Source organism: Streptantibioticus silvisoli, from assembly GCF_027947535.2.
GTDB lineage: Bacteria > Actinomycetota > Actinomycetes > Streptomycetales > Streptomycetaceae > Streptantibioticus_C > Streptantibioticus_C silvisoli.
On record NZ_JAAGKO020000046.1, the window covers coordinates 21,565 to 46,998 of the forward strand.

The 25,434-nt window shown below is 74.4% G+C and carries 20 protein-coding genes; 9 read left to right on the top strand and 11 right to left on the bottom strand.

Going from position 1 to position 25,434, the window contains the following annotated elements:
* The first annotated feature begins 99 nt into the window (after positions 1-99).
* Positions 100-621, top strand: coding sequence for a DoxX family protein (locus POF43_RS26035; protein WP_271325634.1), 522 nt, complete (start codon positions 100-102; stop codon positions 619-621).
* 615 nt (positions 622-1,236) lie between these two features.
* Here POF43_RS26035 and POF43_RS26040 read toward each other — a convergent pair.
* Positions 1,237-1,470: a hypothetical protein gene (locus POF43_RS26040; protein ID WP_271325236.1), complete on the bottom strand. Its 234-nt coding sequence runs from the start codon at positions 1,468-1,470 to the stop codon at positions 1,237-1,239.
* A complete protein-coding gene (locus POF43_RS26045; protein ID WP_271325237.1) occupies positions 1,454-2,944 on the bottom strand; it encodes a PspC domain-containing protein in 1,491 nt (496 codons plus the stop codon). The genes POF43_RS26040 and POF43_RS26045 overlap by 17 nt, the downstream gene beginning before the upstream one ends.
* A gap of 182 nt (positions 2,945-3,126) precedes the next feature.
* On the opposite strand from POF43_RS26045, the gene POF43_RS26050 reads away from it, so the two are divergent.
* Both POF43_RS26050 and POF43_RS26055 read left to right on the top strand, forming a co-directional pair.
* A complete protein-coding gene (locus POF43_RS26050) occupies positions 3,127-4,470 on the top strand; it encodes an ATP-binding protein (RefSeq protein WP_271325238.1) in 1,344 nt (447 codons plus the stop codon).
* Positions 4,467-5,159 (top strand): LuxR C-terminal-related transcriptional regulator, encoded by a 693-nt coding sequence (locus POF43_RS26055; RefSeq protein WP_271325239.1) that lies wholly within the window; start codon positions 4,467-4,469, stop codon positions 5,157-5,159. Before POF43_RS26050 ends, POF43_RS26055 begins: the two co-directional genes overlap by 4 nt.
* A 621-nt stretch (positions 5,160-5,780) precedes the next feature.
* Here POF43_RS26055 and murJ read toward each other — a convergent pair.
* Both murJ and ybiA read right to left on the bottom strand, forming a co-directional pair.
* Positions 5,781-7,607: a murein biosynthesis integral membrane protein MurJ gene (gene murJ, locus POF43_RS26060; protein ID WP_271325312.1), complete on the bottom strand. Its 1,827-nt coding sequence runs from the start codon at positions 7,605-7,607 to the stop codon at positions 5,781-5,783.
* Between the two features lie 9 nt (positions 7,608-7,616).
* Positions 7,617-8,219, bottom strand: coding sequence for a riboflavin biosynthesis intermediates N-glycosidase (ybiA, locus tag POF43_RS26065; RefSeq protein ID WP_271317800.1), 603 nt, complete (start codon positions 8,217-8,219; stop codon positions 7,617-7,619).
* A 180-nt stretch (positions 8,220-8,399) separates the two neighbouring features.
* Between ybiA and POF43_RS26070 the strand changes: the two genes are divergently transcribed.
* Positions 8,400-8,807 (top strand): VOC family protein, encoded by a 408-nt coding sequence (locus POF43_RS26070; RefSeq protein ID WP_271317799.1) that lies wholly within the window; start codon positions 8,400-8,402, stop codon positions 8,805-8,807.
* Positions 8,808-8,868: 61 nt separating this feature from the next.
* On the opposite strand, the gene POF43_RS26075 is transcribed toward POF43_RS26070, so the two are convergent.
* Entirely contained in the window at positions 8,869-9,537 is a 669-nt protein-coding gene (locus POF43_RS26075) for a GNAT family N-acetyltransferase (protein WP_271325311.1), read from the bottom strand.
* Positions 9,538-9,915: 378 nt separating this feature from the next.
* Here POF43_RS26075 and POF43_RS26080 point away from each other — a divergent pair, with 378 nt between their 5' ends.
* A complete protein-coding gene (locus POF43_RS26080) occupies positions 9,916-11,610 on the top strand; it encodes a penicillin-binding transpeptidase domain-containing protein (RefSeq protein ID WP_271325176.1) in 1,695 nt (564 codons plus the stop codon).
* A 229-nt stretch (positions 11,611-11,839) separates the two neighbouring features.
* Positions 11,840-12,691 (top strand): EamA family transporter, encoded by an 852-nt coding sequence (locus POF43_RS26085; protein WP_271325175.1) that lies wholly within the window; start codon positions 11,840-11,842, stop codon positions 12,689-12,691.
* A 280-nt stretch (positions 12,692-12,971) separates the two neighbouring features.
* Here the strand turns inward: POF43_RS26085 and POF43_RS26090 are convergent, their stop codons facing one another.
* Positions 12,972-13,742 carry an SDR family NAD(P)-dependent oxidoreductase gene (locus tag POF43_RS26090; RefSeq protein ID WP_271325174.1) on the bottom strand — a complete coding sequence of 257 codons (771 nt, stop codon included), beginning with the start codon at positions 13,740-13,742 and terminating at the stop codon, positions 12,972-12,974.
* A gap of 4 nt (positions 13,743-13,746) precedes the next feature.
* Positions 13,747-14,919, bottom strand: coding sequence for a serine hydrolase domain-containing protein (locus POF43_RS26095; protein WP_282704782.1), 1,173 nt, complete (start codon positions 14,917-14,919; stop codon positions 13,747-13,749).
* A gap of 150 nt (positions 14,920-15,069) precedes the next feature.
* On the opposite strand from POF43_RS26095, the gene POF43_RS26100 reads away from it, so the two are divergent.
* Positions 15,070-18,615 (top strand): S41 family peptidase, encoded by a 3,546-nt coding sequence (locus POF43_RS26100; RefSeq protein ID WP_282704783.1) that lies wholly within the window; start codon positions 15,070-15,072, stop codon positions 18,613-18,615.
* Positions 18,616-18,789: 174 nt separating this feature from the next.
* Here the strand turns inward: POF43_RS26100 and POF43_RS26105 are convergent, their stop codons facing one another.
* From POF43_RS26105 to POF43_RS26120, 4 genes are all read right to left on the bottom strand, one after another.
* Positions 18,790-19,734 (bottom strand): SDR family oxidoreductase, encoded by a 945-nt coding sequence (locus tag POF43_RS26105; protein WP_271317042.1) that lies wholly within the window; start codon positions 19,732-19,734, stop codon positions 18,790-18,792.
* Positions 19,731-20,669: an alpha/beta fold hydrolase gene (locus POF43_RS26110; RefSeq protein ID WP_271324892.1), complete on the bottom strand. Its 939-nt coding sequence runs from the start codon at positions 20,667-20,669 to the stop codon at positions 19,731-19,733. Before POF43_RS26110 ends, POF43_RS26105 begins: the two co-directional genes overlap by 4 nt.
* Positions 20,666-22,174 (bottom strand): flavin-containing monooxygenase, encoded by a 1,509-nt coding sequence (locus tag POF43_RS26115; RefSeq protein WP_271317044.1) that lies wholly within the window; start codon positions 22,172-22,174, stop codon positions 20,666-20,668. The genes POF43_RS26110 and POF43_RS26115 overlap by 4 nt, the downstream gene beginning before the upstream one ends.
* Before the next feature lie 411 nt (positions 22,175-22,585).
* Positions 22,586-23,680: a DUF2637 domain-containing protein gene (locus tag POF43_RS26120; RefSeq protein ID WP_271325779.1), complete on the bottom strand. Its 1,095-nt coding sequence runs from the start codon at positions 23,678-23,680 to the stop codon at positions 22,586-22,588.
* Between the two features lie 282 nt (positions 23,681-23,962).
* On the opposite strand from POF43_RS26120, the gene POF43_RS26125 reads away from it, so the two are divergent.
* Together POF43_RS26125 and POF43_RS26130 are read left to right on the top strand one after the other, a co-directional pair.
* Positions 23,963-24,850 (top strand): MerR family transcriptional regulator, encoded by an 888-nt coding sequence (locus POF43_RS26125; RefSeq protein ID WP_372516126.1) that lies wholly within the window; start codon positions 23,963-23,965, stop codon positions 24,848-24,850.
* Positions 24,847-25,374, top strand: a complete 528-nt coding sequence (locus POF43_RS26130) for a GNAT family N-acetyltransferase (RefSeq protein WP_271314404.1) — start codon at positions 24,847-24,849, stop codon at positions 25,372-25,374. The genes POF43_RS26125 and POF43_RS26130 overlap by 4 nt, the downstream gene beginning before the upstream one ends.
* The last annotated feature ends 60 nt before the right edge of the window (positions 25,375-25,434 follow it).

The following is a 25,434-nucleotide window of genomic DNA, read 5'->3' on the forward strand; positions in this document are numbered from 1 at the left end:
AACCCGGCCGTGCGTTGAGCGCCACGGGCCGGCCCTGCGTACAGGTCATCGGAACAGTTGACCGGCGTACGGACGTACGGGGTCGGAAAGGCGGACGTCATGGCGGCAATCGGTACACCGGACGGCACACGGCGGCTGGACGGTCTGCGGGACAACGCGGTGCGCTACGCGCTGCTGCCCCTGCGGATCTTCCTCGGCGTGACCTTCATCTACGCGGGGCTCGACAAACTGACCGACCCCACCTTCTTCGCCTCCAACGGCACGCTCGTCACCATGCTGCACTCCGTCCGGGACTCCGCCGCCATCCCCGGCATGGTCGACCTCGCCCTCAAAAGCCCCTCCGGCTTCGGCTACGCCATCGCCCTCGGCGAACTCGCGGCCGGCCTCGGCACGTTCTTCGGCCTCCTCTCCCGCGTCGCCGCCCTCGGCGGCGCGCTCATCTCCCTCAGCCTCTGGCTCACCGTGAGCTGGTCCAGCACCCCGTACTACTACGGCAACGACCTCGCCTACCTCATGGCCTGGCTCCCCCTCGTCCTCGCCGGCGCCCCCTACCTCTCCCTCGACGCCTGGCTCACCGCCCGCCGCCGCGGCCCCGGCCACGGCGGTACGGGGGAGGTGTGACGGAGGAGGTCTGACGGAGGCGGGATTTGGGGGCGGAGGTCTTCAGGCGGCACCGGGGGGTCGGGGGCGCCGGAGTGTCGGGGGCGTCGGAGCGCCGGCCGGCGTGCGACGGGGTGCCGGCCGGAGTGCGGCGCGGCGTCGGGGTGTCGGCCAGCGTGCCGGGGTGCATCGGGGCGCCAGCCGGGGCAGCGAAGTGCAGGCATGCCGGGGTGCCGGGGCTCAGCGGCGTCCGACAGGAGCGGGTGCCCGGTGCCCGGTGCCCGGTGCCGGGGGCTCGGTTGTCAGGCGGGATGCCGGGGCGCCGAGCGTCTGTCGGGGCGCCGAGCGTCTGGCGGGGTGCCGGAAGGCGTCCCACCGGGACCGGCGTGGTGACCGCGCGCCGAGGCCGATGCGGTGACTGCCCGCTGAGGCCGGCATGGTGGTCGCCCGCTGAGGCCGCAGGGCCGCCAGACGGGACACCCCGGTGACCGCGACCGCCCGACCGCCCGACCGACCGCCCCCGCCCGCTCACGTCACCGCCCCGCCCCGCCCCGCAGGCGACCTCCCGCCCCGCAACAGGCGACCTCCCGCGCTGCGGACACCCCCGCCGCAGGCAACCCCGCACCGCCCCAGGAGTTACCCCCGGCCGGCGCTGTCGGCCTGGTCCGCGCTGTCCGCCCGGCGCCGCGACCGGTTCGACGCGGCGCGGAGGACCGAGACGACCGCCAGACCCAGGCAGACGAACGGCACGGTCGCCAGCGGCTTGGGATGCCAGACGCCGGCCACGTCACAGGCGAAGGCGGCGGCCACCGCCAGGAATATGAGGCCGGCGAACAGCCCCGAGAGCTCGAATCTACGACGCCGGGTCACGCAGCACCTCCACCTGTCCCGCTCCGAGTTTGAGCGTGAGCTTGATCGTCCCGGCGGACTTCGTGCCGACCGCCGGCGGATACGTGCCCTCCCGGGTCTTGTCCGGTGAGACGTTCACATCGTGGTGCCGCTCGTCGGGCAGCCGTACGTCGCCCAGCCCGACCTTGGCCGACAGCCGCACGGTCACGTCCCGTGGAACGCGCACCTGTATCTGGCCGGCGCCCATGTCCACCGAGGTCGTGACCGTGCCGCCGTGCGGCGAGACCCCGGTGAGGTCCAGGACGCCCTGGCCCGCGCCCAGCGCGTACGACGGCCGGACCGCCGCCGCGCTCGCCGGATGCCACGTCGCCCGGTGCCAGTCGGTGCCCACCGACTTCGGCATCGTCGCCGAGACCGCCACCAGGAACGACGCCAGCACCGCCCAGCCGATCATCCCGTGCCCGCGGCGCCCGGCGAAGGAGCCGCCGACCATCCCCAGGCCGAGCACCGCCAGCATCGCGACGAAGCCCACCTCCAGCGACGTGCCCAGCGGCTGCCGGTGCCAGCTCACCGCCGCGCCGCCGGTGCCGGCCAGCAGGGAGAGCAGGAAGACCACCGCGCTGTACAGGCCGCCCTCCCGCTCCCGGCGGTCCGCCCGCTTCGACGCCGCCGAACGCCCCGCCGCCTTCGCGTCCTCCGTCTCCGGGCCCGGTTCCTCGGGCCCCCACACGTACTGGCCGCCGGTGCCGCCGCCGATCCCGCCGCCGGCCGGCCGGGTGATGAAGACCCCGGGCGCCGTCTTGGTGAACGACACCGGTCCGTTCGGCCCCGGCATCGTCGGCCCCGCCGCCGTCCGCCACCATGACGGCCCGTCCTTCGGCGGCGGCTGCGCGGCCGGCGGCGCCTCACGCGCCGGACCGGCACCGGCCGCGCCGGACCGGTTCCGCATCGCGTGCGCGTAGTCCGCCGCCACCGACGCCAGCCACGCCCGCCGGCGCTGCGACCAGTAGACGGCGGCCACCATGGCGCCGACCAGGCACAGTGCGAACGCCTGGGTCTCCCCGTTGTCCATCGTGGACAGGAAGAGCCCCGAGCCGACCAGCGCGCACAGCACCGCGGTCATCGAGGTGCCCTCTATCCGGCCGGACATCAGACGGCGCAGCTCGGTCTCGTCCTCGCCGTCCAGCGGGATCAGCAGCCAGCCGATGCCGTAGCTGATCAGCCCCACCCCGCCGGTCAGCGCCAGCACCGCCAGCACCACCCGGAAGATCACCGGGTCGATACCGAAGTAGCGGCCCAGCCCTCCGCACACCCCGCCGATGATCTTGCTGCGCCGGCTGCGCGTCAGCAGCTTCCGCGCGGGCGTGTCGGGCGTGTCGGGTGACTCGGGTGGCCCGGAGGGGCCGGGCACGGTCGGACCGGCGGCCGGAGCGTCCTGCGCTCCGCCCGCCGCGTCATCGGCCCCGGCCGCCGGGCCGGGCTTGTCGTCGGTCATGTCCTTCATGGTGGCCCAGCGGCGGCCCCAACCGGAATCGGTGATGACCCTGGTTGGTCCCTGAGACCGGTTCGAACAGCACCCGGGTGCGTCCCGGGGTCGCCACGCCGTGGGCGTCTCCGGGACGAATCGGGGACCAACCCTGATGCGGCTCGGTGGCCGGGCATGTGACGATCGGAACCATGTCAGCCACGTCAGCGCCCTTCACGGGCCCACCGGGACCGCCCCGCGACGCGACCGCGCCGGGAGCGGACACCGGTGCGCGGTCCCGCCCCGGGCGCCCCGGCGCGGGCCGGAGCGCGGAGGAGGAGGACCCGCCCCGGCTCTACCGGAGCTCGGAGGGCCGGATCATCGGCGGTGTGGCCCGCGGGCTCGCTGGCCATCTCGGCCTGCCGGTCTCCTGGGTGCGTGTGGTCTTCGTCGCGCTGACCACCTTCGGCGGTCTCAGCGTCGTGCTCTACGCGCTCTTCTGGTTCGTGGTCCCGCTGGGTCTCGGCGGCGTGGACGAGGGCCGCGAACCGATGGGCGCCCGTGCCTGGCTGGCCGGCCGCAAACCGGAACGCGGCCAGCTCATCGCGCTGGCCGCGATGCTCGGCGGACTCGCCATCCTCGTCAACAACCTCCATCTTGGCGCCGCCAACGCCTACATCTGGCCCATGCTGCTCATCGCGGCCGGCGTAGCGCTGGTCTGGCGGCAGGCCGACAACGCCCGGCGCGCCCGCTGGGTGGAGATGAGCCGCGGCAAACGCTTCTGGCCGCTGGCCCGGGGTGCGGCCGGCGTCATCCTGGTCGTCGCCGGCGTCACCGGATTCCTGGTCCTGCAGGGCTCGGCCGAGCACCTCGGCGCGATCATGCAGGCGTCGCTGGCCCTGCTGGTCGGCATCGCCCTGCTGGTCGGCCCCTATGTGATCCGCATAACTCAGGACCTGTCGGAGGAACGCACCCTGCGCATCCGCGCCCAGGAGCGCGCCGAGGTCGCGGCCCACGTCCACGACTCCGTCCTGCACACCCTGACCCTGATCCAGCGCAACGCCGACGACCCCCGCGAGGTGGCCCGGCTCGCCCGCGCCCAGGAACGCGAACTGCGCGCCTGGCTCTACCGCCCCGAGGGCACCGGCAAGGAGGAGGACGAGCCGAAGACGATGGCCGACGCGATCCGGGCGGCGGCCGCCGAGGTCGAGGACCGGCACGGTGTTCCCGTCGAGGTGGTCTGCGTCGGCGACTGCCCGCTGACCCCTGCCCTGGCCGCGATGCACCAGGCCGCGCGCGAGGCGATGGTCAACGCCGCCAAGTACGGTGGGGACGAGGCCGTCCAGGCCTACGCCGAGGTCGAGGAGGACCGGGTCTTCGTATCCATACGCGACCACGGTCCCGGGTTCGATCCGGCGGCCGTACCGGAGGACCGGATGGGCGTACGGGAGTCCATCATCGGCCGCATGGAACGCAACGGCGGCACGGCACGCATCCACCCGGCGCCCGGCGGCGGCACCGAGGTGGAACTGGAGATGGAGAGGTCTTCGGCATGAGCGACGTCAACACGGCGGACACCGGGGCGCGGCGGGTCCGGGTGGTCCTGGTGGACGACCACCGGATGTTCCGCACCGGTGTGCAGGCCGAGATCGGCGAGACGGCGCGGACCGGCGTCGACGTGGTCGGCGAGGCGGCCGACGTCGACCAGGCGGTCACCGTCGTGCAGGCCACCCGGCCCGACGTCGTGCTGCTCGACGTCCACCTGCCCGGCGGCGGAGGTGTCGAAGTCCTGCGCCGGTGCGCCGCGTTGACCACGGCCCCGGAGTCCCCGGTGCGGTTCCTGGCGCTGTCGGTCTCCGACGCGGCCGATGACGTCATCGGGGTCATCCGCGGTGGGGCGCGCGGCTACGTCACCAAGAACATCACCGGTCCCGACCTGGTCAACTCCATATTCCGGGTCTCCGAGGGCGACGCGGTCTTCTCGCCCCGGCTGGCCGGCTTCGTCCTCGACGCGTTCGCCTCCACTGACGCGCCGCCGGTGGACGAGGACCTCGACCGCCTCACCCAGCGCGAGCGCGAGGTCCTGCGGCTGATCGCCCGGGGGTACGCGTACAAGGAGATCGCCAAGCAGCTGTTCATCTCCGTCAAGACCGTCGAGTCCCACGTCTCCGCGGTCCTGCGCAAGCTCCAGCTGTCCAACCGCCACGAACTCACCCGCTGGGCCACCGCCCGCCGCCTGGTCTGACGCCGCCCGCTCCGGGTTCGGCGGCTGACCAGGACGGTTGGGGCCGGCGGTGTCGCGCCGGGGGCGGTGCGGTCAGGGGGTGCGCCGGAAGACGGTGCGATCGGGGCCGGTGCTGTCACCGTGCGTCTGAAGGCGGTGCCACGGGGGTGCGACCTGAGACGGTGCCGTCGGCGACGCGCCTGAAGACGGTGCCGTCCGGATGCCGCCGACGAGGGTGCCGTCAGCGAGCCCGCTGAAGACGGGCCCGTCCCGCGACACCGCCGAGGACGGTGCCGTCCGCCGTACCCGGGTGCCGTCGGCGATGCGCCGGAGGACCGTGCCGTCCGGATGCCGCCGACCACGGTTCCGTCGGCGTCGGCCCCGAAGGCGGCGCCCCCCGAAGCCCCGCGCCCTCCGAAGACAGCAACCCCCGACCCCGTAGCCCCCGCCCTCCGAAGGCAGCAACTCCCGCCCCGAAGCCCCGCACCTCCCGAAAGCCTCGCCCCCAAAAGCCCGGCACCGCAACAGCCCGGCGCAGCCGCACCCCTCGAAGCCCCGCCCCCCCCAAAAAGCCCGGCGCAGCCGCACCCCCAAAAGCCCGGCCCCCCAAAAGCCCGGCCCCCCAAAAGCCCCGCGCAGCGGTTACCTCAGGCCTGGCAGCGTCTTCAGTTCGGCGATGCGGAGAACGCGGGCGAGGGCGAGGTAGAGCACGGCCATGACGACCGCGCCGGCGGCGAGGGCGGCGATGACGGAACCGGTGAAGTCGAGGGGGACGAGGCGGGCGGTCAGCAGGCCGGCGCCGCCGGCCACCGCGGCGGCGAGCGTCAGGCGCAGGTAGGTGCCCAGGAGCCGGCGGCCGTCGATGCGGCCGCCGAGCCTGCGCCGCAGCAGGGTGGCCGTGCGCCAGAAGCCGATGCCGTAGGAGACGGTGTAGGCGGCGGCCATGCCGGTCACCGCCCAGCGGGCCGGCAGTTCGAGGTGGCACAGGACCGCGAGGGCCACGTTGACGACGCCCATCCACACCGACATCAGGAACGGGGTGCGGGTGTCCTCGAAGGCGTAGAAGCCGCGCAGCAGCAGGTATTGCGCGGAGAACGGGACCAGGCCGAGGCCGAAGGCCTGGAGCATGTGGCCCAGCGGGACGGTGGCGGCGGCTCCGGCGGCGCCGTGTGCGAACAGCAGGCGGGCGAGGAGCGGGCCGAAGGCCAGGAAGAAGAACGCGGCCGGCACGATGACGACCCCGCTGGTGCGCAGCGCGCCGGACAGGTCGCCGCGCAGGTCGGACAGCCGGCGTTCGGCGACGGCGCGGCTCATGCGGGGCAGCAGCGCGGTCACCAGGGAGACGGTGACCACCGACTGCGGCAGCATCCAGATCTGCTGGGCGTAGGAGTAGGCGGTGTAGCCGACGCCGGCCTTGGGCAGCGCCTGGTCGGCGGCGTTGGCGAAGTGGGTGACGATGGTGGCGGCGACGAGGTTGGTCAGGACGAACAGCAGGGTCCAGCGGGCGGCGCTGACGCTCTTGCCGAGTCCGGTGCCCCGCCAGTCGAACCGCGGCCGGAAGCGGAAGCCGGCCGCCCGCGCGGCCGGTATCAGGGCGAAGGTCTGCGCGGCGAGGGCGGCCGTCGTGCCGATGCCGAGCAGCCGGATCTGGTCCGGGCTGATGTCCTGCACCCGGTGCGGGACCGTCATCAGCCACAGGTAGGCGCCGAACATGGTGATGAGGACGACGTTGTTGAGGATCGGCGTCCACATCATGGCCGCGAACCTGCCGCGGGCGTTGAGGACCTGGCCCAGGATGCTGAACATGCCGTACAGGAAGATCTGCGGCAGCAGGAAGCGGGCGAAGAGCACGGTGAGTTCGAACGCGGCGTGGTTGGCGGGGGTGTCGCTCTGGTAGACGGAGATGATCTCCGGGGCCGCCCAGACCGCCAGTACCGTGCCGACGCCGAGGACGGCGAGCACCAGGGTGACCAGCCGCTGTTCGAACGCCTTGCCGCCGTCCGCGTCCTGCGCGCGCGCCCGCACCAGTTGCGGGACCAGGACGGAGTTGAGCGCGCCGCCGATCAGCAGGAAGTACAGGCTGGTGGGCACCACGTTGGCGGTGTTGTAGGTGCTCGCCAGCAGTCCGGTGCCCAGTGCGGCGGCCTGGAGGACCTGCCGGACCAGCCCGGTCGCCCGGGACGCCACCGTTCCGAACGCCATCACCAGCGACGCCCGCCCGACCCCGCCACGCCCGCCGCCCGCGCCGGTCCCGGAGCCGGTTCCCGAGCCGGGTCCGCCGCCGGCGGTGTCCGCGGCGGCGGCCTCACCGTCGGCGGTCGGCGGCCCGGCGGCCGGTGCGGGGCCCGGTGCGCCGGACGTCACCGGGGCGAGGCCCGGTATGACTTCCGGCGGCAGCGGTATGTGCGGTGTGGTGGGCTCCGGTGCGGTCAGCAGCGGTGCCTGTGTGCTCTTCGTCCCCTCCACCATGGCGTCAATCTACGGCCTGAGCACGGGAGTTCCCGCATCGGCGGACCCGGCGGCCGCCAGCCGGGCACGGGCCTCCATCAGCGCGAACCCCAGCAGGTTGAGCCCGCGCCAGCGGGACGGGTCGGTCGCGTCGGCGTGCGAAGCGGACATACCGATGCCCCACAGGCGGTCCCGCGGGCTGGCCTCGACCAGGACCCGCGAACCGGTGCCGAGCAGGAAGTCCCGCAGCGGCGCGGACCGGCCGAACTTGGCCACGTTTCCCTCGACGACCAGGCCGAAGCGGGACGCTGTCCAGGTCGCCTCGTCGAAGCCGCGCACCAGCCGGCCCAGGTTCTTCGCCTCGGCCGGGGTGGCGGCGCCCGGTATGCGATCGGCTGTCGCGTCGTCGCCGAACAGGCGGGCCTTGGCGGTCATCATCCAGTGTTCCGCGGTCGGGTACGTCACCCCGGCCACGGTGAACGGCGACGGGTACCACTGGCTCAGGCAGCCGGCCCCCACCGAGCCGTCTGCCTGCGGCTGATGACCCCAGAACATCAGCCACTTCACCCGCGCACCCGCGCTGACCAGCGCGGACAGTGCCTCCCGGTCCCGCACGTCCCCCACAGCGTCCATGGCCCGATCCTGCCACCCGGGTCGGACAACGGCACCGGAATATCCTCCGGCGCCCACCGGCCGGATCACCCACCGTCGTTCGGCCGTCCGGGTAGCATCGGCCGTACGGCATCGCGTGCCGGTCACCGGCCGGGTGAGGCATGGAGGTGCCCGTGAGGTGCCCACCGGAGGCATTCCACCGTGTCAGTCGAACTGAACCACACCATCGTCCAGTCACTGGACAAGCGCGAATCCGCGGAATTCCTCTCCCGCATCCTGGGCCTGGCGGCCGGCGCCGCGTGGGGACCGTTCATCCCGATGACGACCGGCAACGGGGTCACGCTGGACTTCGCGACCGTCCCCGCCGCTTCGATCACCCTCCAGCACTACGCGTTCCTCGTGTCCGACGAGGAGTTCGACGCGTCGTTCCAGCGCATCCAGGACGCCGGAGTCGACTACTGGGCCGATCCGCACGGCCGGCAGCCCGGCGAGATCAACCACCTGTTCGGCGGTCGCGGCGTCTACTTCAAGGACCCCTCCGGCCACGGCATGGAGATCATCACCCGCCCCTACGGCGGCCAGGCCCCCGATTTCGGCACGGCCGGCTGACGGGCCCGACGGACCGCGCCCGGCCCCCACGGCATCGTCGGTCAATCATCCGTACACCGGGTCAGGGGGCCGGGGCGTTCCGGGCGGCGGTCGGACCGAACAGGTCGCGGCACGGCTCGAACCCGGTGACCTCCACCGGGATCGTGCGGTTCGTCTGCCAGTCGGCACGTTCCAGCCGCAGGCGCCGCTGGGTGCGCGGTACACCGTCGACCGCGGCGACGCACAGGCCGTCCGGCCGGTAGCCGAGCTTGCGCGAGACGCCCAGCGAGCCGGCGTTGTCGGTCATCGCGACCGACGTCATGCAGGTGGCGCCGAGCACGGCGAACGCCAGGTGGAGCACGGCGGCCCGCATCTCGGTGCCGATGCCCCTGCCCTGGTACGGCAGCCCCAGCCACGAACCGGTCTCCGCCTCCCCGGTGACGCCGAAGGCCCGCGCCATGATGTCCTGCCGCCCGACCACCGCACCGTCGCACAGCACGGCCAGGCTCAACGTCCAGGCGTCCGGCTGCCATTGGGCCACCGTCCCCAGCACGTGCTGGAACGTCGTCCGCGCCCGCCCGGCCGGCGACGTCGCGCTCCACGGCGCGCTGAACGGCATGTAGTCCTCGTCGTGCAGCCCGCCCGCCGCGACGGTGGACAGCTCCTCCAGCAACTCCAGCGTGGGAAGCCGCAGTTGAAGTCGGGGAGTGGTGACCCGCAGTCCGTACAGCGGCCAGATGTGTGCCTCCATGAAGAAAGCCTGCCGCCCGGCCGCCCTCCGCTGCCACCGATTTCCGCCGGCCGGCCGACGCGGGACACCCCGCCCGACCGGTCCGGCCCGGCGCGGCGGCGACCGTCGCCATCCACCTCCGCCGTCATCCGCCACCCCCGCCGGAGGCACCCCCGCCCGGCGCCCAGCCGCCCCCTCCCGGGAAAGCTCCCGATCCGGTCGGGAACGGGCGGTGGAGTGTCCCGATTCTGTACCGGTTCGGCGTCCATCCTGTCCGGTGATGTGTTCTTGACCTGACACACATTCGTGTGCCATAGAGTGCCCTCCGCGTCACGCTGTGCCCGCAATGCCGCGGCGGCGTGGACGTGTGTCGTCGGGAGCCGGGGAGGAACCGCGAAAATGCAGCGAGGGGCCAAGCGCGCCGCCATCACCGGGGTGTGTGTCGTGGTGGTTGCGGGAGTCGGGTTCGGCGGGTATCAGCTGTACACGCACGAGACCTCGGACGGTACGTCGGTCAACTCCGCGTCCGGGAAGGTGCCGACCGGTCCGCTGACCGCGGCGCAGGTACGGTCGACGGCGAACGCGTTCCTGGCGGCCTGGTCGTCGGGGGACACGGCGAAGGCGGCCGGGATGACCGACGACACGGCGCAGGCGAGCAGTCAACTGACCGCGTTCCGCACCGCGTTCAAGGCGACGGCGGTGACCGCCAAGGCCACCGCGCCGTCGACCGGGGCGAGTTCGGCGCCGTCGGCCGGGGCGAGCACCGGTACCGGCACCGCGACCGCCGCGTCACCGGACAAGGTGCCGTTCTCCGTCAACGCGTCGTTCACGTACAACGGGCAGCACACCGCGTGGAAGTACGCCTCCGCGCTGACCGTCACGCGCGACAGCACGACGGGCGAGCCGGTGGTGGCGTGGGCGCCGTCGGTGGTCTACCCGGCGCTCAAGCAGGGCCAGACGCTGGAGGCGGGCGTGACCGCGCCGCCGCCCACCGAGATCGTCGACCGCCGGGGCGCGGTGCTGACCGGGGCGAAGTACCCGTCGCTGTCGGGCATCCTCGACCAGCTGCGCACCCGGTACGGCACCAAGACGCAGGGCACGCCGAGCATGGCGATCGAGGTCAAGGGCTCGGACGGCAAGGCCGGCACGGTGCTGCACGCGCTGGCGTCCGGCACGCCGGGCAAGCCGTTGTCGACCACGATCGACGCGACGCTCCAGGCGGAGGCCGAGCGCGCGGTGACCACGCAGGGCCCGGACGCCTCGGTGGTGTCGGTCCAGCCGAGCACCGGCGACATCCTGGCGGTGGCCGACAACCCGGCCGCCGGCTACAACAAGGCGATGCTGGGGCAGTACGCCTCCGGCTCCACGTTCAAGGTCATCACCGCCTCGACGCTGCTGTCGACCGGCAAGTACACCCCGAACTCGCCGCTGCCGTGCCCGTCGACGATCACCTACGGCGGCCGGACCTTCCACAACGTGGAGGGGGAGAACTTCGCCAACGCCACCACTGTGGCGACCGACTTCGCGGCCTCGTGCAACACCGCGTTCATCTCGACGGCCAACGTGCTGCCGGACGGCGCGGTCGAGGCGGAGGCCAAGGACGTCTTCGGGCTGGGCCTGACCTGGAACACCGGGGTCTCCAGCTGGGACGGCAAGGTGCCGGCCGGCACCGGCTCGCTGAAGGCGTCGACGTACATCGGCCAGGGCGAGGTGCAGCTCAACCCGCTGAACATGGCGTCGGTGGCGGCCACCGCGAAGTCCGGCGTCTTCCACCAGCCGATCATCGTCTCGCCGTCGCTGGACCACCGCACCATAGCGGTGGCACCGCGGCAGCTGAGCCCGACGGTGGACTCCGAGATCCAGTCGATGATGCGGCTGACCGCGCGCAGCGGCACCGCCGAACCGACCATCGGCACCCTGAGCGGCGACGTGGGCGCCAAGACCGGCACCGCCGAGGTCGACGGGCAGACCAAGCCGAACAGCTGGTTCATCGCCTACCGCGGTGACGTCGCGGCCGCCGCGGTCGTGCCCAACACCGGCGACGGCTACAAGTACGCCGGCAAGATCGTCACCGCGATCCTCGCCGCCAGCTGACCGGCGGGCCAGCGCGCGGATCGGCGCGCCGGCCACCACACCGGCTGCCGCGCCGGCCACCACGCCCCGGCCACCGGCCCACCCCACCCCGCCGCGCGCGTCCCGTGACCGGGACCACGGTGAAAGTCCGTGGCCGCGGCGGGGCGCGTGCCGTTAGCGTCGATGTCATGCAGAGGCAGCAGGACGTTTCCGCACAGCCCCTCGTCCCCTCCGGACGGGGGGCTGTCGTATGACATGGCCGATAGCCGTCGCGGTGCTGATCGCGGCGATCACGCACGCCAGCTGGAACGCGCTGGCGCACGCGATCGACGACAAGTTGCAGGCGTTCACCCTGGTGGGGCTCGGCGGCGGGATCGGCGGGCTGGCGCTGGTGCTGCTCGCACCGCTGCCGCACGCCGACGCCTGGCCGTTCCTGCTGGGGTCGGTGGTGATCCACGTGACGTACCAGACGCTGCTGATGAAGTCGTTCAAGCTCGGCGACTTCAGCCAGATGTACCCGATCGCGCGCGGGACCGCGCCGCTGGTGGTCACGCTGCTGGCGGCGGTGTTCGTCGGCGAGGTGCCGAACGCCTGGCAGACCGCCGGTGTGGTGCTGGCCAGTTGCGGGCTGGCGGGCGTGGCGCTGTGGGGGCTGCGCGGCGGCGGGGAACGGCCGAAGTGGCCCGCGCTGGCGGCCGCGGTCTGCACCGGGCTGGCCATCGCCTCGTACACGGTGGTCGACGGCGTCGGCGTGCGCGACTCGGGCACCGCGCTGGGCTACTGCGGCTGGCTGCTGCTGCTCCAGGGCTGGCAGATCCCGCTGTACGCGCTGCACCGCGAACGCGGCGCGTTCCTCGGCTGGCTGCGGCCGGTGTGGGTACGCGGCCTGGCCGGCGGCCTGCTGTCGCTGGCGGCCTACGGGCTGGTGCTGTGGGCGCAGACCAAGGGCGACCTGGCGCCGATATCGGCCCTGCGCGAGTCGTCCATCATCGTCGGCGCGGTCTTCGGAACGGTGTTCTTCAACGAGAGGTTCGGCCGCTCACGCCTGATCGGCGCGCTGGTGATGGTCGCCGGCATCGGCCTGATGCTGCACAGCGGCTGACACGCGCCGAGGGTCGACGGGCGCCAGGGGGTGACGCGCTCCGACGGTCGACGCGCTCCGGCGGCTGACGCCTCGCGACGCTCACCGCCTCACCGTGGCTGACGCACTCCAACGGTCGCCGCTCCACCGTGGCTGACCCGCACCGCAGTTGACTCGCTCCGGCGGACAACGCCTCGCGACGCTCACCGCCTCACCGTGGCTGACGCACTCACAACAGTCACCGCCCCACCGTGGCTGACGCCTCACAGCCGCCGCACGTTCCACCGTAACTGACGCCCCGTCAACTCCCCCCGTCGAACGCCCTGTTCATCCCAAGGTTGCTGACCAGCAGGCCGCCGTCGACCGGGAGGGTGACGCCGGTGATCCAGCGGGCGTCCGGTGAGGCGAGGAAGGCGATCGCGTCGGCGACGTCCTCCGGTTCGCCGACCCGGCCCAACGGGTAGTGCGCGGCGGCGCGTTCGAGCACCGCGGGGCGGTCGTCCCAGGCGGGGGTGCGGATCGTGCCGGGTTCGACCAGGTTGACGCGGACGCCGCGCGGCGCGGACTCCACCGCGAGGGTGCGGGTGAGGCCGGCCAGACCGGCCTTGGCGGCGCTGTAGGTGTGGCCGCCGAAGTGGCGTTCGGCGTTGACCGAGCCGACGTTGACGATCGCGCCGCGCCCGCCGGCCGCCGCCAGGTACGGCATCGCGGCGCGGCAGCAGCGGTAGGCGCCGGTGAGGCAGACGTCGAGGTCGCGGGCCCAGTCGGCCTCGTCGTGGTCCTCGAAGCGCGCGGGGTCGGGGTGGCAGTCGTAGGCGTTGTTGACCAGCGCCTCCAGCCCGCCGAACGTCGCCACCGCGAAGGCGACGGCCGCCTGGACGGAGGTGTTGTCGGCGACGTCGCAGCGGTGGGCGGCGCCGCCGACGGACTCGGCGGTGCGGGCGGCGCGGTCCGGGTCGAGGTCGGTGACCAGGACCGAGGCGCCCTCGGCGGCCAGCCGGCGCGCGGTGGCGGCGCCGATGCCCCGCCCGCCGCCGGTGATCATGACGCGGAAACCGTCGAAACGTCGCATGCCGTCAGGTTAGACAGCCGCGCAGCGCCCGGACCAGGGTCTGGGCGCGGGGGTCGGCGGTGACGGACCGCTGGAGGCCGTTGGTGACGTAGCCGAAGCCGACGGCGGCCTCCGGGTCGGCGAAGCCGAGGCAGCCGCCGCGGCCGGGGTGGCCGAAGGAGCCGGGGCCCAGCAGCGGGCAGGACGGGCCGTGCAGCATGTAGCCGTGTCCGAAGCGGGTGTTGACCACCAGCACGCGGTCCGGCCCCTCGGACTCCACGCTGCGGGCGGCGGTGAGGGTGGCGCGGGCGAACAGCGGCGGGCGGCCGTCGACCGGGCCGGTCAGCGCGGCGTAGTAGCGCGACAGGGACCGGGCGGTGGCGACCGCGTTGGAGGCGGGCAGGACGGCGGCCAGGTAGCCGGGGTCGTTCTCGTCGGCGGCGGCCTCGATGGCGCCGAACGCGCGGCTGGTCAGCGACTCCGGATCGCGGTAGGCGTCGGCGACCGACTTCTTGGGGCGGGCGCGCAGGCCCTGCGAGGGGGGCGGCGGCGGGGCCGGGACCGGCGCGATCCGGCCGGTGCGGTGCAGCTGGGCCTCGGGCAGGCCGAACCACAGGTCGAGCCCGAGGGGGCCGGCCACCTCCTGGGCGAACCAGCGGCCCAGGGTGCGGCCGGTGGCGCGCAGCACGAGTTCGGACAGCAGCCAGCTGAAGGTCTGCGCGTGGTAGCCGTGGTCCTCGCCCGGGGTCCACTGCGGGCGCTGCGCGGCGACGGCCGCCGGGCCGCTGGTGCCGTCCAGCGCCTCGGGAACGGTCAGCGGCCGGTCCAGGGCGGGCACGCCGGCGCGGTGGGTGAGCAGGTGCCGGACCAGGGCGCCGTCCTTGCCGGCCGTCCTGAACTGCGGCCAGTAGGTGCTGACCGGCGCGTCGAGGTCGAGCTGGCCGCGCTGGTGCAGCAGCAGGAGCACGCCGGCCGCCGGGCCCTTGCCGGCCGACCTGATGACCTGCGCGGTCTCCCGCTGCCAGGGCCTGCCCGGCCGGTCGGCCTCGGCCTCGCCGGCCCACAGGTCGACGACGAGGCGGCCCTCGTGGTGGACGGCGACCGCCGCACCCACCTCGCCCCGCTCGTCGAAATTACGTTCGAACGCCTCGCGGACCGGCTCGAAGCCGTCCGCCACCGTCCCCTGGACGTCCACCACTGTCCGCTCCCACTGCCGCCTGGACCCCCTCAATGGTGCACACCGCCCGGCCGGGCGCTGCGGCCGGGGGCGGGGCGGGCGCCGGGGGTGGTGCCGGGCGGCGAGCGCCTTCACCCGTTCGGGTTGCCCGGCGGGGGTGCGGACAGAACCATGGAAAGCGTGACTGACGGCGCGTACCTCCGGTTTCCGCACCTGCACGGCGAGCTGGTCTGCTTCGTCTGCGAGGACGACCTGTGGCTGGCGCCGCTGCCCGCGTCCGGGCAGGAGGCGGGGCGGGCGTGGCGGCTGACGGCGGACCGTACCCGGCTGGGGGCGCCGCGGTTCTCGCCGGACGGCGCGGTCATCGCGTTCACCAGCTGGCGCAGCCTGGACCCGGAGGTGCACGTGGTGCCGGCCGGCGGCGGCGCGGCGCGGCGGCTGACGTACTGGGGCGGCCCGGACGCGCGGGTGTGCGGCTGGTCGCCGCAGGGCCGGGTGCTGGCGGTCTCCTCGCACGGGCAGCCGTTCACGCACTACGCGTGGGCGTACGGGCTGGCGACCGACGGTTCGCCCGGTGAGCGGCTGCCGTACGGGCGGGTGTCGGACCTGGCGGTGGCCGGGGCGGGCGCCGAGCGGCACACGCTGCTGCTGTCGGGCACACCGCCGCACGAGCCGGCCGCCTGGAAGCGGTACCGCGGCGGGGCGACCGGGCGGCTGTGGCTGGACGGCGAGCGGCTGCTGCCGCGGGCGGCCGGCCACCTGGCGGCTCCGATGCTGGTGGCCGGGCGGGTGGCGTTCCTGTCCGACCACGAGGGCGTCGGCAACCTGTACTCGTGCCGGCCGGACGGCACCGAGCTGCGCCGGCACACCGATCACGCCGGGTTCTACGCGCGGGCCGCCTCGACCGACGGGCGGCGGGTGGTCTACCAGTGCGCCGGTGAGCTGTGGCTGGCGGAGGACCTGGCGGACCCGGCGGCGGTGCCGCGGCGGCTGGACGTGCGGCTGGGCGGACCGCGCACCGGGCGCCGGGTCTTCCAGGTGCCGGCCGCGGCGAACGTCACCGGTCTGGCCTGCGACGCCACCGGCCGGGCCAGCGCGGTCTGCGTGCGCGGCAGCCTGTACTGGCTGACGCACCGCGACGGCCCGGCGCGCACGCTGGCCGACCAGCCGGGCGCCCGGGTACGGCTGCCGGAGATGCTGGGCGACACCGGCCGGATCGCGTTCGTCACGGACGCCGACGGCGAGGACGCGGTGGAGATCACCGGGCTGCCGGGCCGGGCGACCGCCCGGTCGGCGCTCGACGCGGACCTGGACGGGGACCTCGACGCGGACGAGGACGCCGGCCTGGACGCGGACGCGGATGGGGACGCCGGCCTGGACGCGGACGGGGATGGGGACGCCGCCGGCCGGGACGAGGGCGGGATCGGGAACAGCGGTCCGGACGGGAACGGCGGGCGGGCGAGTGGTCCCGCGGTGGCGGACGGCCCTGCGGCAGCGGCCGGCGGCTTCCCGCCGGTGGCTCCCAGTGGGCGGCGGCTGGCGGGCGGGCGGTTGGGGCGGGTGCTGGAGCTGGCGTCGGCGCCGGACGGCGGGGTGCTGGCGGTGGCCTCGCACGACGGGCGGCTGCTGCTGGTGGGCACCGGTGAGGGCGCGGACGCCGGGGACGACGACGGTTCGGCGCGGGCCGGGCTGCCGGCGGGCGAGGTGGCGCGGCTGGCGCGGTCGGACAACGGTCCGGTGCGTGACCTGGCGTTCTCGCCGGACTCCGGGTGGCTGGCGTGGTCGCAGCCGGGGGCCGGGCGGTCGTTGCGCAAGATCCGGATCGCCCGGCTGTCGGACCGGTCGGTCATCGACGTGACGGCGGGCCGGTTCGAGGACGAGCAGCCGGTCTTCACCCGCGACGGCCGGTATCTGGCGTTCCTGTCGTGGCGCGGGTTCGACCCGGTCTACGACGTGCACACCGGTGACCTGTCGTTCCCGCTGGGCTGCCGTCCGCACCTGGTGCCGCTGAACTCCGCGACGCCGTCGCCGTTCGCGCTGCCGGTGGAGGGCCGGCCGGCCGGCGGCGGGCTGGACGCGGCGGCGGGCGGGCCCGGCGGTCCGGTGGTGGTGGAGGCGGAGGGCCTGGCGGACCGGGTGACGGCGTTCCCCGTACCGGCGTCGAAGTACTCCTCGCTCACGGCGGTGCGCGGTGGGGTGGCGTGGCTGCGGTGGCCGATCTCCGGCGCGCTGGGTGAGACGTTCGCCAACCCGGCGGACCCGTCGGCGCGGCCCACGCTGGAGTTCTTCGACCCGGCCACGGCACGGCGGTCCGAACTGCTGCGGCACCTGGACTGGTTCGAGGTCTCCGGCGACGGCAGCCGGCTGGTGGTGCACGACGAGGGGGAGCTGGCGGTGCTGCCCGCCAACGAGCGCGGCGACGAGGACTCGGCGGTGATCCTCGACATGCGGCGCATCCTGCACGAGGTCGATCCGGCCGCGGAGTGGCGGCAGGCGTTCGAGGAGGCCGGGCGGGTGGTGCGCGACCTGTTCTGGGCGCCGGACATGTGCGGGATCGACTGGGACGCGGTGCTGGCGCAGTACCGCCCGCTGGTCGAACGGGTCGCCTCCCCCGAGGAGTTCGCAGACTTGCTGCGGGAGGTGCTCGGTGAACTGGGCACCTCCCACGCGTACTGCACGCCGGCGCGCCGCAACGAGGGACCGGCGCACTACCAGCGGCCGATCGGGCTGCTGGGCGCCGACTTCACGCCGGGCGCGGACGGTACGTGGACGGTCTCGCGCATCCTGCCGGGCGAGTCGTCCGACCCGCGGGCGCGCTCCCCGCTGGCCGGCACCGGCATCCGGGAGGGGGACGCGCTCTCCCACGTCGACGGCCGGCCGGTCGATCCGGTGGCCGGGCCGGCGCCGCTGCTGGCGGGGGCGGGCGGCACGACGGTGGAGCTGACGTTCCGCCCGCCGCCGCACGCCCGGGGCGGCAACGGGCACCCGCGCCGGGTGGCGGTCTCCCCGCTGATCGACGAACGGCCGCTGCGCTACCAGGCGTGGGTGGCCGAACGGCGGCGCGTGGTGCACGAGTTGAGCGGCGGCCGGTGCGGCTACCTGCACATCCCCGACATGGGCGGCTCCGGCTGGGCGCAGTTCAACCGCGACCTGCGGCTGGAGGTGGCGCGCCCGGCGCTGATCGTGGACGTGCGGGGCAACGCCGGCGGCAACATCAGCGAGCTGGTCATCGAGCGGCTGAGCCGCACCGTGCTGGGCTGGGACGTCTCCCGGGACGCGCGGCCGGTCACCTACACCACCGGCGCGCCGCGCGGTCCGGTGGTGGCGCTGGCCGACGAGGCGACCGCGTCGGACGGCGACATGATCACCGCCGCGTTCAAACTGCTGGGGCTCGGCCCGGTGGTCGGCACCCGCACCTGGGGCGGGGTGGTCGGCACCAGCGGCCGGCACCGGCTGGGCGACGGCACGGTGATCACGGTGCCGATGAACGCCGCGTGGTTCGACGCGTACGGCTGGGACGTGGAGAACCACGGCGTGGAACCGGACATCGAGGTGCCGCGCGCCGCCCCCGGCCGACCGGAGCACCGCACCCGGCAGCTGTCGGTGGCGGTGGAGACCGCGCGGGAACTGCTGGAACGCCGCCCCGCCTCCGTCCCGCCCGACACCCGCGGCCGCCCGGACCGCACCCGCCCGAACCTGCCGCCGCGCGCCGGGTGAACGCGCCGGGGCCGGGTTCCGCCGTGCGCCGACCACTGCGCCGTGCGGAGACCACTGCGCCGTGCGCCGACCACTGTCCGCCGTGCGTCATGGCTGGCGCACGGCGGACATCATCACCGCTACTGACGGACCGTCAACTACGTTCTGCGGCCCGCCACTTCGGCCGACGCCAGGTCACTTCTGCTCGACGCCGCCGATCCGGCCGGCGCCGTCGACCGCGCCGCCGCGATTCGTCCCGTCCACCGCACCGCCGCGGTCCGTCTCGTCGGCCGCGCCGCCCGCGCCGACCAGGCCGCGCCGCCGGCCCGCCGAGTCGCGCAGCTTCGGTTCGGCGCGCCGCATCTCGCGCTGTCCGACGGTGCCGACGAGCGACGGCAGGTAGCCGCGGACCGCCTGCATGCCGCGCAGCCACCACTGGGCGTAGACGTGCGAGGAGCGGCGCTCCAGGCCGTCGGCGAGGCGCTGGACGGCCGGGCCCAGCGGGTAGGTGCGGTTGGTCGGCCAGGGCAGCCGGGAGCGCAACTCCCGCAGTACGTCGTCCTGGTCGGCGCCGCGCACCATGTCGGTGTCGGTCCAGCTGAGGTAGCCGACGCCCACCCGCACGCCCTGGTACCCGACTTCGGCCCGCAGGCTGTGCGCGAAGCCCTCGACGCCGGCCTTGCTGGCGCAGTACGCGGCCATCATCGGCGCCGGGGTCAGCGCGGCGAGCGAGGCGATCTGGAGGTAGTAGCCGCGCGATTCGAGCAGGAACGGCAGGAAGGCGCGGGCGGTGGCGACGCTGCCCAGCAGGTTGACCTCGATGACCCGGTCGAACGCGCCGGGGTCGGAGTCGAGGAACGGTCCGCCGGTGGCGATGCCCGCGTTGGCCACGACGGTGTCGATCCGGCCGTACTCCGCCCGGATCTCGGCGGCCACCCGGGCCATCGTCTCCCGGTCGGTGACGTTGGCCTCCCAGAACTTGGTGCCCAACTCGGCCGCCACCTTGGCCAGTTCGGCCGGTTCCAGGCCGACGAGGACGACCTTGGCACCGCGCCGGGTCAGCACCCGGGCCAGCAGCGCGCCGACGCCGCGGGCTGCACCGGTGATCACCACGATCTGGCCGGCGATGCGCCTGCTCATGCGGATTCGCCTTCTTTCGCGATCTCGTGACGGGGTTTCAGGTACTGCCGGGCCAGGTCGCGCAGCACCCGGACCACGGCGTCCGGGTCCTCGATCGGGGTCATGTGGCCCAGGCCCGGGAGTTCGGTGACGCCGAGGCCGTGCGGCAGCCGGGCCGCCATGCCGTGGGCGTGGGTGCGCGGGGTGAGCTTGTCGGCGGTGCCGACCAGGACGGCGGTGGGCGCCCGCAGCGCGGTGACGCCGGCGTCCAGGTTGAGCCCGGCCAGCACCCGGCCCCAGCCGGCCCGCTGCCGCCGTCCGCAGGCGGCGACGATCCGGGTGACGGCGGCGACCTGCGCCGGGGTCGAACCCGGCGCCATCACCCCGTACTTCAGCGCCGCCCGCAGCAGCGGCCCCTGCGGTCCGAGCGGCGCGGACGAGTGCAGCAGCGCGCGGTGGAAGGCGCGGCGGATCCTGGGGGAGCGCACCCGGGCCGGCAGCACCAGCGTGGCGTCCACCAGCCGGCCGCTGCCGGTGCTGGCCAGCAGCACCGCGGCCGTCCGGGCCCGCACCGCCGGCCGGTCGGCCGCCGCCATCAAGGTCATGCCGCCCATCGAGTGCCCGGCCAGCAGCGCCGGGGCGCCGTCCGGCAGCGCCGCGCACAGCACGGCCTCCAGGTCGTCGGCGAGTGCGTCGGTGCTGTAGCCGGAGCGGCCGCGCGGGGTTCCGCTGCGGCCGTGGCCACGCTGGTCGTAGGCCACCACCCGCCAGTCCGGGGCGAGTTCGCGGATCACCGCGGCCCAGAAGACGGTCGAGCAGGTCCAGCCGTGGCTGAGCACGATGGTCGGCGCGTCCTGCGGCCCGTGCTCCTCGTAGGCGATCCGCGTCCCGTCGGCGGAGTGGACGAAGGCGGTACGGCGCGGGGTGGGCGGGGCGTAGCGGTCCGGCGCGCTCATCGGGCCGTCACCTCCTGGGCGGCGGGGACGGCGGCGGGCACGATGTCGTACTCCTGGAGCTTGAGGCGTTCGGTGGCGCGGCGGTACTCGGCGGTGGTGCCGGGCCACAGCGTGGTGTTGCGGCCGTTGGGGTCGAGGTACCAGCTCTGGCAGCCACCGGTGTTCCACACCGTGCGCGCCATCCGTTCCTGGAGCCGCTCGTTCCAGGCGCGGACCGCCTCGGGGCGGGCGCTGAGGGCGGCGGCGCCGGTGCGGTCCAGGGTCTTCATGAAGTCGGCGACGTAGTTGAGCGCGGACTCGATCATCAACACCATCGAGCTGTTGCCCAGGCCGGTGTTGGGGCCGATGATCATCAGCAGGTTGGGGAAGCCGTCGACCGCGCAGCCGCGCAGCGCGGCCATGCCGTCCTTCCAGTGCTCGCCCAGCGTGCGGCCGTCGGCGCCGCGCACCCGGTCGCCGATCGGCATGTCGGTGACGTGGAAGCCGGTGCCGAAGATGATGGCGTCGACCTCGCGCTCGGTGCCGTCGGCGGCCACGATCGTGGAGCCGCGCACCTGGGTCAGCGCGCTGCTGACCACCTCGGTGTTGGGCTTCGCCAGCGCCGGGTAGTACGCGTTGGACAGCAGGATGCGCTTGCAGCCGATGGTGTAGTCGGGGGTGAGCCTGGCCCGCAGCGCGGGGTCCTTGACGGCGCGGCGCAGGTGGGCCCTGGCCAGTTGCTCGGTGACCTTCATCAGCTGCGGCCGCTTGGTGAAGGCGCCGACCTGGAACTCACGGACCAGCCACAGCAGTTTGCGGCGCAGCTTCTGGGTGGCCGGGACGGCCGCGTGCAGCTTGCGCTCCAGCGCGTTGATGCCGCGGTCCATGCGGGGCATCACCCACGGCGGGGTGCGCTGCACGACGGTCAGCCGGGCGACCTGCGGCTGGACGGCGGGCACGATCTGGATGGCGGAGGCGCCGGTGCCGACCATGGCGACGCGCTTGCCGGTCAGGTCGTAGTCGTGGTCCCAGCGCGCCGAGTGGAAGACCTTGCCGGGGAAGGTCTCCAGCCCGGGTATGTCCGGTATCCGCGGGTCGGACAGCGGCCCGGTCGCCGTGATCAGCACGTCGGCGGTCAGTTCGGCGCCCTGGACGGTGGCCACGTGCCAGTGCCGCGCCGCGTCGTCCCAGCGGGCCTCGCGCACCTCGTGGTGGAAGCGGATGTGCGGCCGCAGCCCGAAGGTGTCGGCGACCCGGTCGAGGTATTCGCGGATGTGCGGCTGGCCGGAGAACGCCCGCGGCCAGGCCGCGTTGGGCGCGAAGGAGAAGGAGTAGAGGTGGGACGGCACGTCGCACGCGCATCCCGGATAGCTGTTGTCCCGCCAGGTGCCGCCCACCGAGCCGGCCCGTTCGAGGATGACGAAGTCGGTGATGCCCTCGCGGCGCAGCCGTACTCCGGCGCCCAGACCGGCGAAGCCGGTTCCGATCACCGCCACCCTGACGTGTTCGCGCGTCCCGTCCGCCATGCCGCCTCCCTGCACGTACCTAACCATGCCAGCGTTTACTGGCACGGTTAGGAGCGTAAGCCTTTGGCGTTACCGGCGGTAGGGGTCACACGGAACGGATGTGCGCGGGGCGGGGTGCGGGGGCGTCGGGTCGGCGGGGTCGCGGGGGTGCGGGGGCGGCGGGGTGCGGGAGCGTGGGGCGGCCGGGGCGGTCGGGCGGTCGGGGCGGCCGGGGCGGTCGGGTGTGCGGGGGTGCGAGGGCAGCCGGGGTCCCGGGGGCGCGAGGGCGGCCGGGATGCGGGAGCGCGGGGCGGCCGGGGCGAGGAGGGTGCGGCGGCGGCCGGAGCGCGGGGTGCCGGGGGTGCGGGGGTGGCCGGCGCGCGAGGTCCCGGGGGTGCGGCGGTGGCCGGCGCATGGGGTGTCGGCGCGCGGTCAGTCGCGGCGTGCGGTGTGGCGGGGGCGGCGCGGGCCCTTGCGCGGCGGGTTGGTGAGGGTGATCTGCCGGACCAGCTGGTGGAAGCAGACCAGCGCGGTGATCGGCGGCAGGCCCGCGACCGCCAGCCGGACCGGGGTGCGGCCGGCGTGCGCCACGCACAGGTAGACCGCGATCGCGGAGAAGATCACCACCACCAGCCACGAGTGCGCGGCCCGCCTGCGGTGCACCGCCGCCCGCAGGATCGACATCGACGCCACCAGCCACGGCCCGTAGACCAGCAGCGGCCAGAAGCCGGCCAGTTCGCCCACCACGCCGGGCACCGCGAGCCTGCGCAGCGGGTCGTAGGAGATCACGCCACTGAGCGCGCCGACGACCGCGACGACGACGGCGGTGAGCGCGGCCAGCGTGAGGCTGATCAGCTTCAGCCAGGAGATCGGGCCGGCCGCCTTCACCAGCCGCCGCACCCGCCGCCAGGCCCGGGCCAGCCGCTTGGACTGCCTGCGGTGCGCGAACCGCTGCCGGGGGATGCGCGGCGGCACGCTCTCCGGCGCCGAGGTCTGCAACAGCCGGGCCAGGCCCTCCTCGAACTCCCAGGACGGCCCGTACGTCTCCGCCTCGGCGGCGTCCATCCCCGGGTCCGCGATCCGCGGACCGGGACCGCCGGGGTATCCGCCGGCGGCGCCCGCGGCGGCCACGCCGTACGCCGGGGTCTCGTCCATCGCCGGATAGCCGCCCGGCCCGGCGCCGGCGTCGTAACCGCCCGTGTAGGCGCCGGTCTCGTACCCGGTGCCCTCGTAGGAGACGCCGGGGTACGTCTCACCGTCGTAGGACAGCGCCTCGTACCCCGTCGCCTCGTACCCCGTCGCGTCATAGGGCGCCGGCTCGTAGCCCCTGGACTCGTAGGCCCGCGTCTCGTAGACCCGCTGCTCGTACGCCGTGGGCTCGTAGGCCGTGGGCTCGTACGACAGCGTCTCGTACGCCTCGTAGTCCGGCAGCGCCCGCCCGCCGTACCCCGTGCCGCGCCGGCCGTCGTAGGGGGTCGCGCGGGCGTCCCACTCCTCACCGGGGTCCGGCCGGCCGCCGTGCCTCACGGTCGCACACCCCGTACCGGGGGGAGCGCCAGCGCGCGCGCCTCCCGCTGTCCACCATCCACGCGCCGGGCGTACGCCCCCTCGTGCCTGTCGCTCACCGTTGTCACAGCCCTTCAACGAAGCATTCTTTGCCGGGATACGCCCTCATAAAGACAAATGTCCGCTTTGGTCAAAAGGGGCATCCGCACCGCGCCACCGCGGGCCACCGTGCGGGGTCGGCCACGTAAGCTGGCCGGTGTGGAGGATTCAGGCGAACCACGCGACCGCGGACGCGAATACCGGATGGCGGAGCTGGCCAAGGAAGCCGGAGTCAGCGTGCGGACGCTGCGGTTCTACCGCGAACGCCGGCTGCTGCCGCCGCCCCGCCGCCAGGGCCGCATCGCCTGGTACGGCGACGCCCACCTGGCCCGGCTGCGCACCGTCGCCGCCCTGCTGGAACGCGGTCACACCCTCGGCGGCATCGCCGACCTGATCGCCGCCTGGGAGAACGGCCGCGACGTCGGCGAACTCCTGGGCCTGGAAAGCGCGTTGGCCACCCCCTGGTCCGAGGAGACCCCGGTGCGCCTCACCCCGCCCGAACTCGCCGACTCCTTCGGCGCCGACGTCACCGCCGACAACCTCGCCACCGCCCTCGACATCGGCTACATAGCGGTCGACGGCGACGACGTCGTACACGTCAGCCGCCGCCTGCTCGACGCCTCCGCCGCCCTGGTCCGCGAGGGCGTGCCGCTGTCGGCCGTGCTGGCCACCGGGCGCGAGGTGCGGCGCCATGTCGACGCGCTGGCCGACCTGTTCACCGTGCTGACCCGCACCCACGTCATCGACGCCGCCGCCCCCGACCTGCCGGCCGGCGCCGCCACCCGGCTGGCGGAGGCCCTCGACCGGCTGCGCCCGCTGGCGAAGAACGTGGTCGAGGCGGAGCTGTCCATGGCCATGGACCGCCGCGTCACCACCGAACTCGACGCCTGGCTCTCCACCCGCACCCCCGCCACCGCCGCCCCGGCCGACGCCCCGCCCGCCCCGGCCGACGCCCCGGCAGCGGACTCCACCCCGGGCCCCGCCGCGGACTCCGCCCCGGACGCCGTCGCGGGCCCCGCCGCGGACTCCACCCCGGACGCCGTCGCGGACCCGGGCGCCGAGTCCGCCCGCGGTGAGGCGCCGCACCGGTGAGAATCGCCTTCAGCCCGCTGACCCGCGCCGACTTCCCGCTGCTGGCCTCCTGGCTGGCGCTGCCGCACGTACGCGCCTGGTGGCTCGACCCGGAGCCCACGGTCGCCGCCGTCGAGGCGCACTACGGCGACGTGGTGGACGGCGCCGACCCGATGCGCGCCTGCGTCATCCGGCTCGACGACGCCCCCGTCGGGCTCATCCAGGCGTACCGGCACACCGACGAGCCCGACTGGGACCGCACGGTGGGCGTGCCGGACGTGGCCGGCGTCGACTACCTCATCGGTCCCGCCGAACACCGTGGCAAGGGCGTCGGCAGCGCCGCCATCCGCGCCTTCGCCCTGCTCGTCCTCGACTCCTACCCGGACGTCACCGGCGTCGTCGCCGTGCCGCTCGCCGCCAACCGCGCCTCCTGCCGCGCTCTGGAGAAGGCCGGTTTCCGCCATCTGGAGTCCCGCGAACTCGCCACCGACGACCCCGCCGACGCCGGCATCAGCGCGATCTACCTGCTGTCGCGGCCGGGTTGAGCCCTTGGGCGCTCTTGAGCCCCTGAGCCCTTGAGTTCCTGTGCCTCCGTGCCCCTGCGG

What these genes read in the sequence shown, in the direction of transcription:
- POF43_RS26100 (WP_282704783.1), top strand. Translation starts at nt 15,070, where the DNA reads ATGGAAAGCGTGACTGACGGCGCGTACCTCCGGTTTCCGCACCTGCAC.
- POF43_RS26080 (WP_271325176.1), top strand. Translation starts at nt 9,916, where the DNA reads ATGCAGCGAGGGGCCAAGCGCGCCGCCATCACCGGGGTGTGTGTCGTG.
- ybiA (WP_271317800.1), bottom strand. Translation starts at nt 8,219, where the DNA reads ATGGACGCTGTGGGGGACGTGCGGGACCGGGAGGCACTGTCCGCGCTG.
- murJ (WP_271325312.1), bottom strand. Translation starts at nt 7,607, where the DNA reads ATGGTGGAGGGGACGAAGAGCACACAGGCACCGCTGCTGACCGCACCG.
- POF43_RS26090 (WP_271325174.1), bottom strand. Translation starts at nt 13,742, where the DNA reads ATGCGACGTTTCGACGGTTTCCGCGTCATGATCACCGGCGGCGGGCGG.
- POF43_RS26115 (WP_271317044.1), bottom strand. Translation starts at nt 22,174, where the DNA reads ATGGCGGACGGGACGCGCGAACACGTCAGGGTGGCGGTGATCGGAACC.
- POF43_RS26050 (WP_271325238.1), top strand. Translation starts at nt 3,127, where the DNA reads ATGTCAGCCACGTCAGCGCCCTTCACGGGCCCACCGGGACCGCCCCGC.
- POF43_RS26055 (WP_271325239.1), top strand. Translation starts at nt 4,467, where the DNA reads ATGAGCGACGTCAACACGGCGGACACCGGGGCGCGGCGGGTCCGGGTG.
- POF43_RS26075 (WP_271325311.1), bottom strand. Translation starts at nt 9,537, where the DNA reads ATGGAGGCACACATCTGGCCGCTGTACGGACTGCGGGTCACCACTCCC.
- POF43_RS26105 (WP_271317042.1), bottom strand. Translation starts at nt 19,734, where the DNA reads ATGAGCAGGCGCATCGCCGGCCAGATCGTGGTGATCACCGGTGCAGCC.
- POF43_RS26125 (WP_372516126.1), top strand. Translation starts at nt 23,963, where the DNA reads ATGGCGGAGCTGGCCAAGGAAGCCGGAGTCAGCGTGCGGACGCTGCGG.
- POF43_RS26085 (WP_271325175.1), top strand. Translation starts at nt 11,840, where the DNA reads ATGACATGGCCGATAGCCGTCGCGGTGCTGATCGCGGCGATCACGCAC.
- POF43_RS26035 (WP_271325634.1), top strand. Translation starts at nt 100, where the DNA reads ATGGCGGCAATCGGTACACCGGACGGCACACGGCGGCTGGACGGTCTG.
- POF43_RS26045 (WP_271325237.1), bottom strand. Translation starts at nt 2,944, where the DNA reads ATGACCGACGACAAGCCCGGCCCGGCGGCCGGGGCCGATGACGCGGCG.
- POF43_RS26110 (WP_271324892.1), bottom strand. Translation starts at nt 20,669, where the DNA reads ATGAGCGCGCCGGACCGCTACGCCCCGCCCACCCCGCGCCGTACCGCC.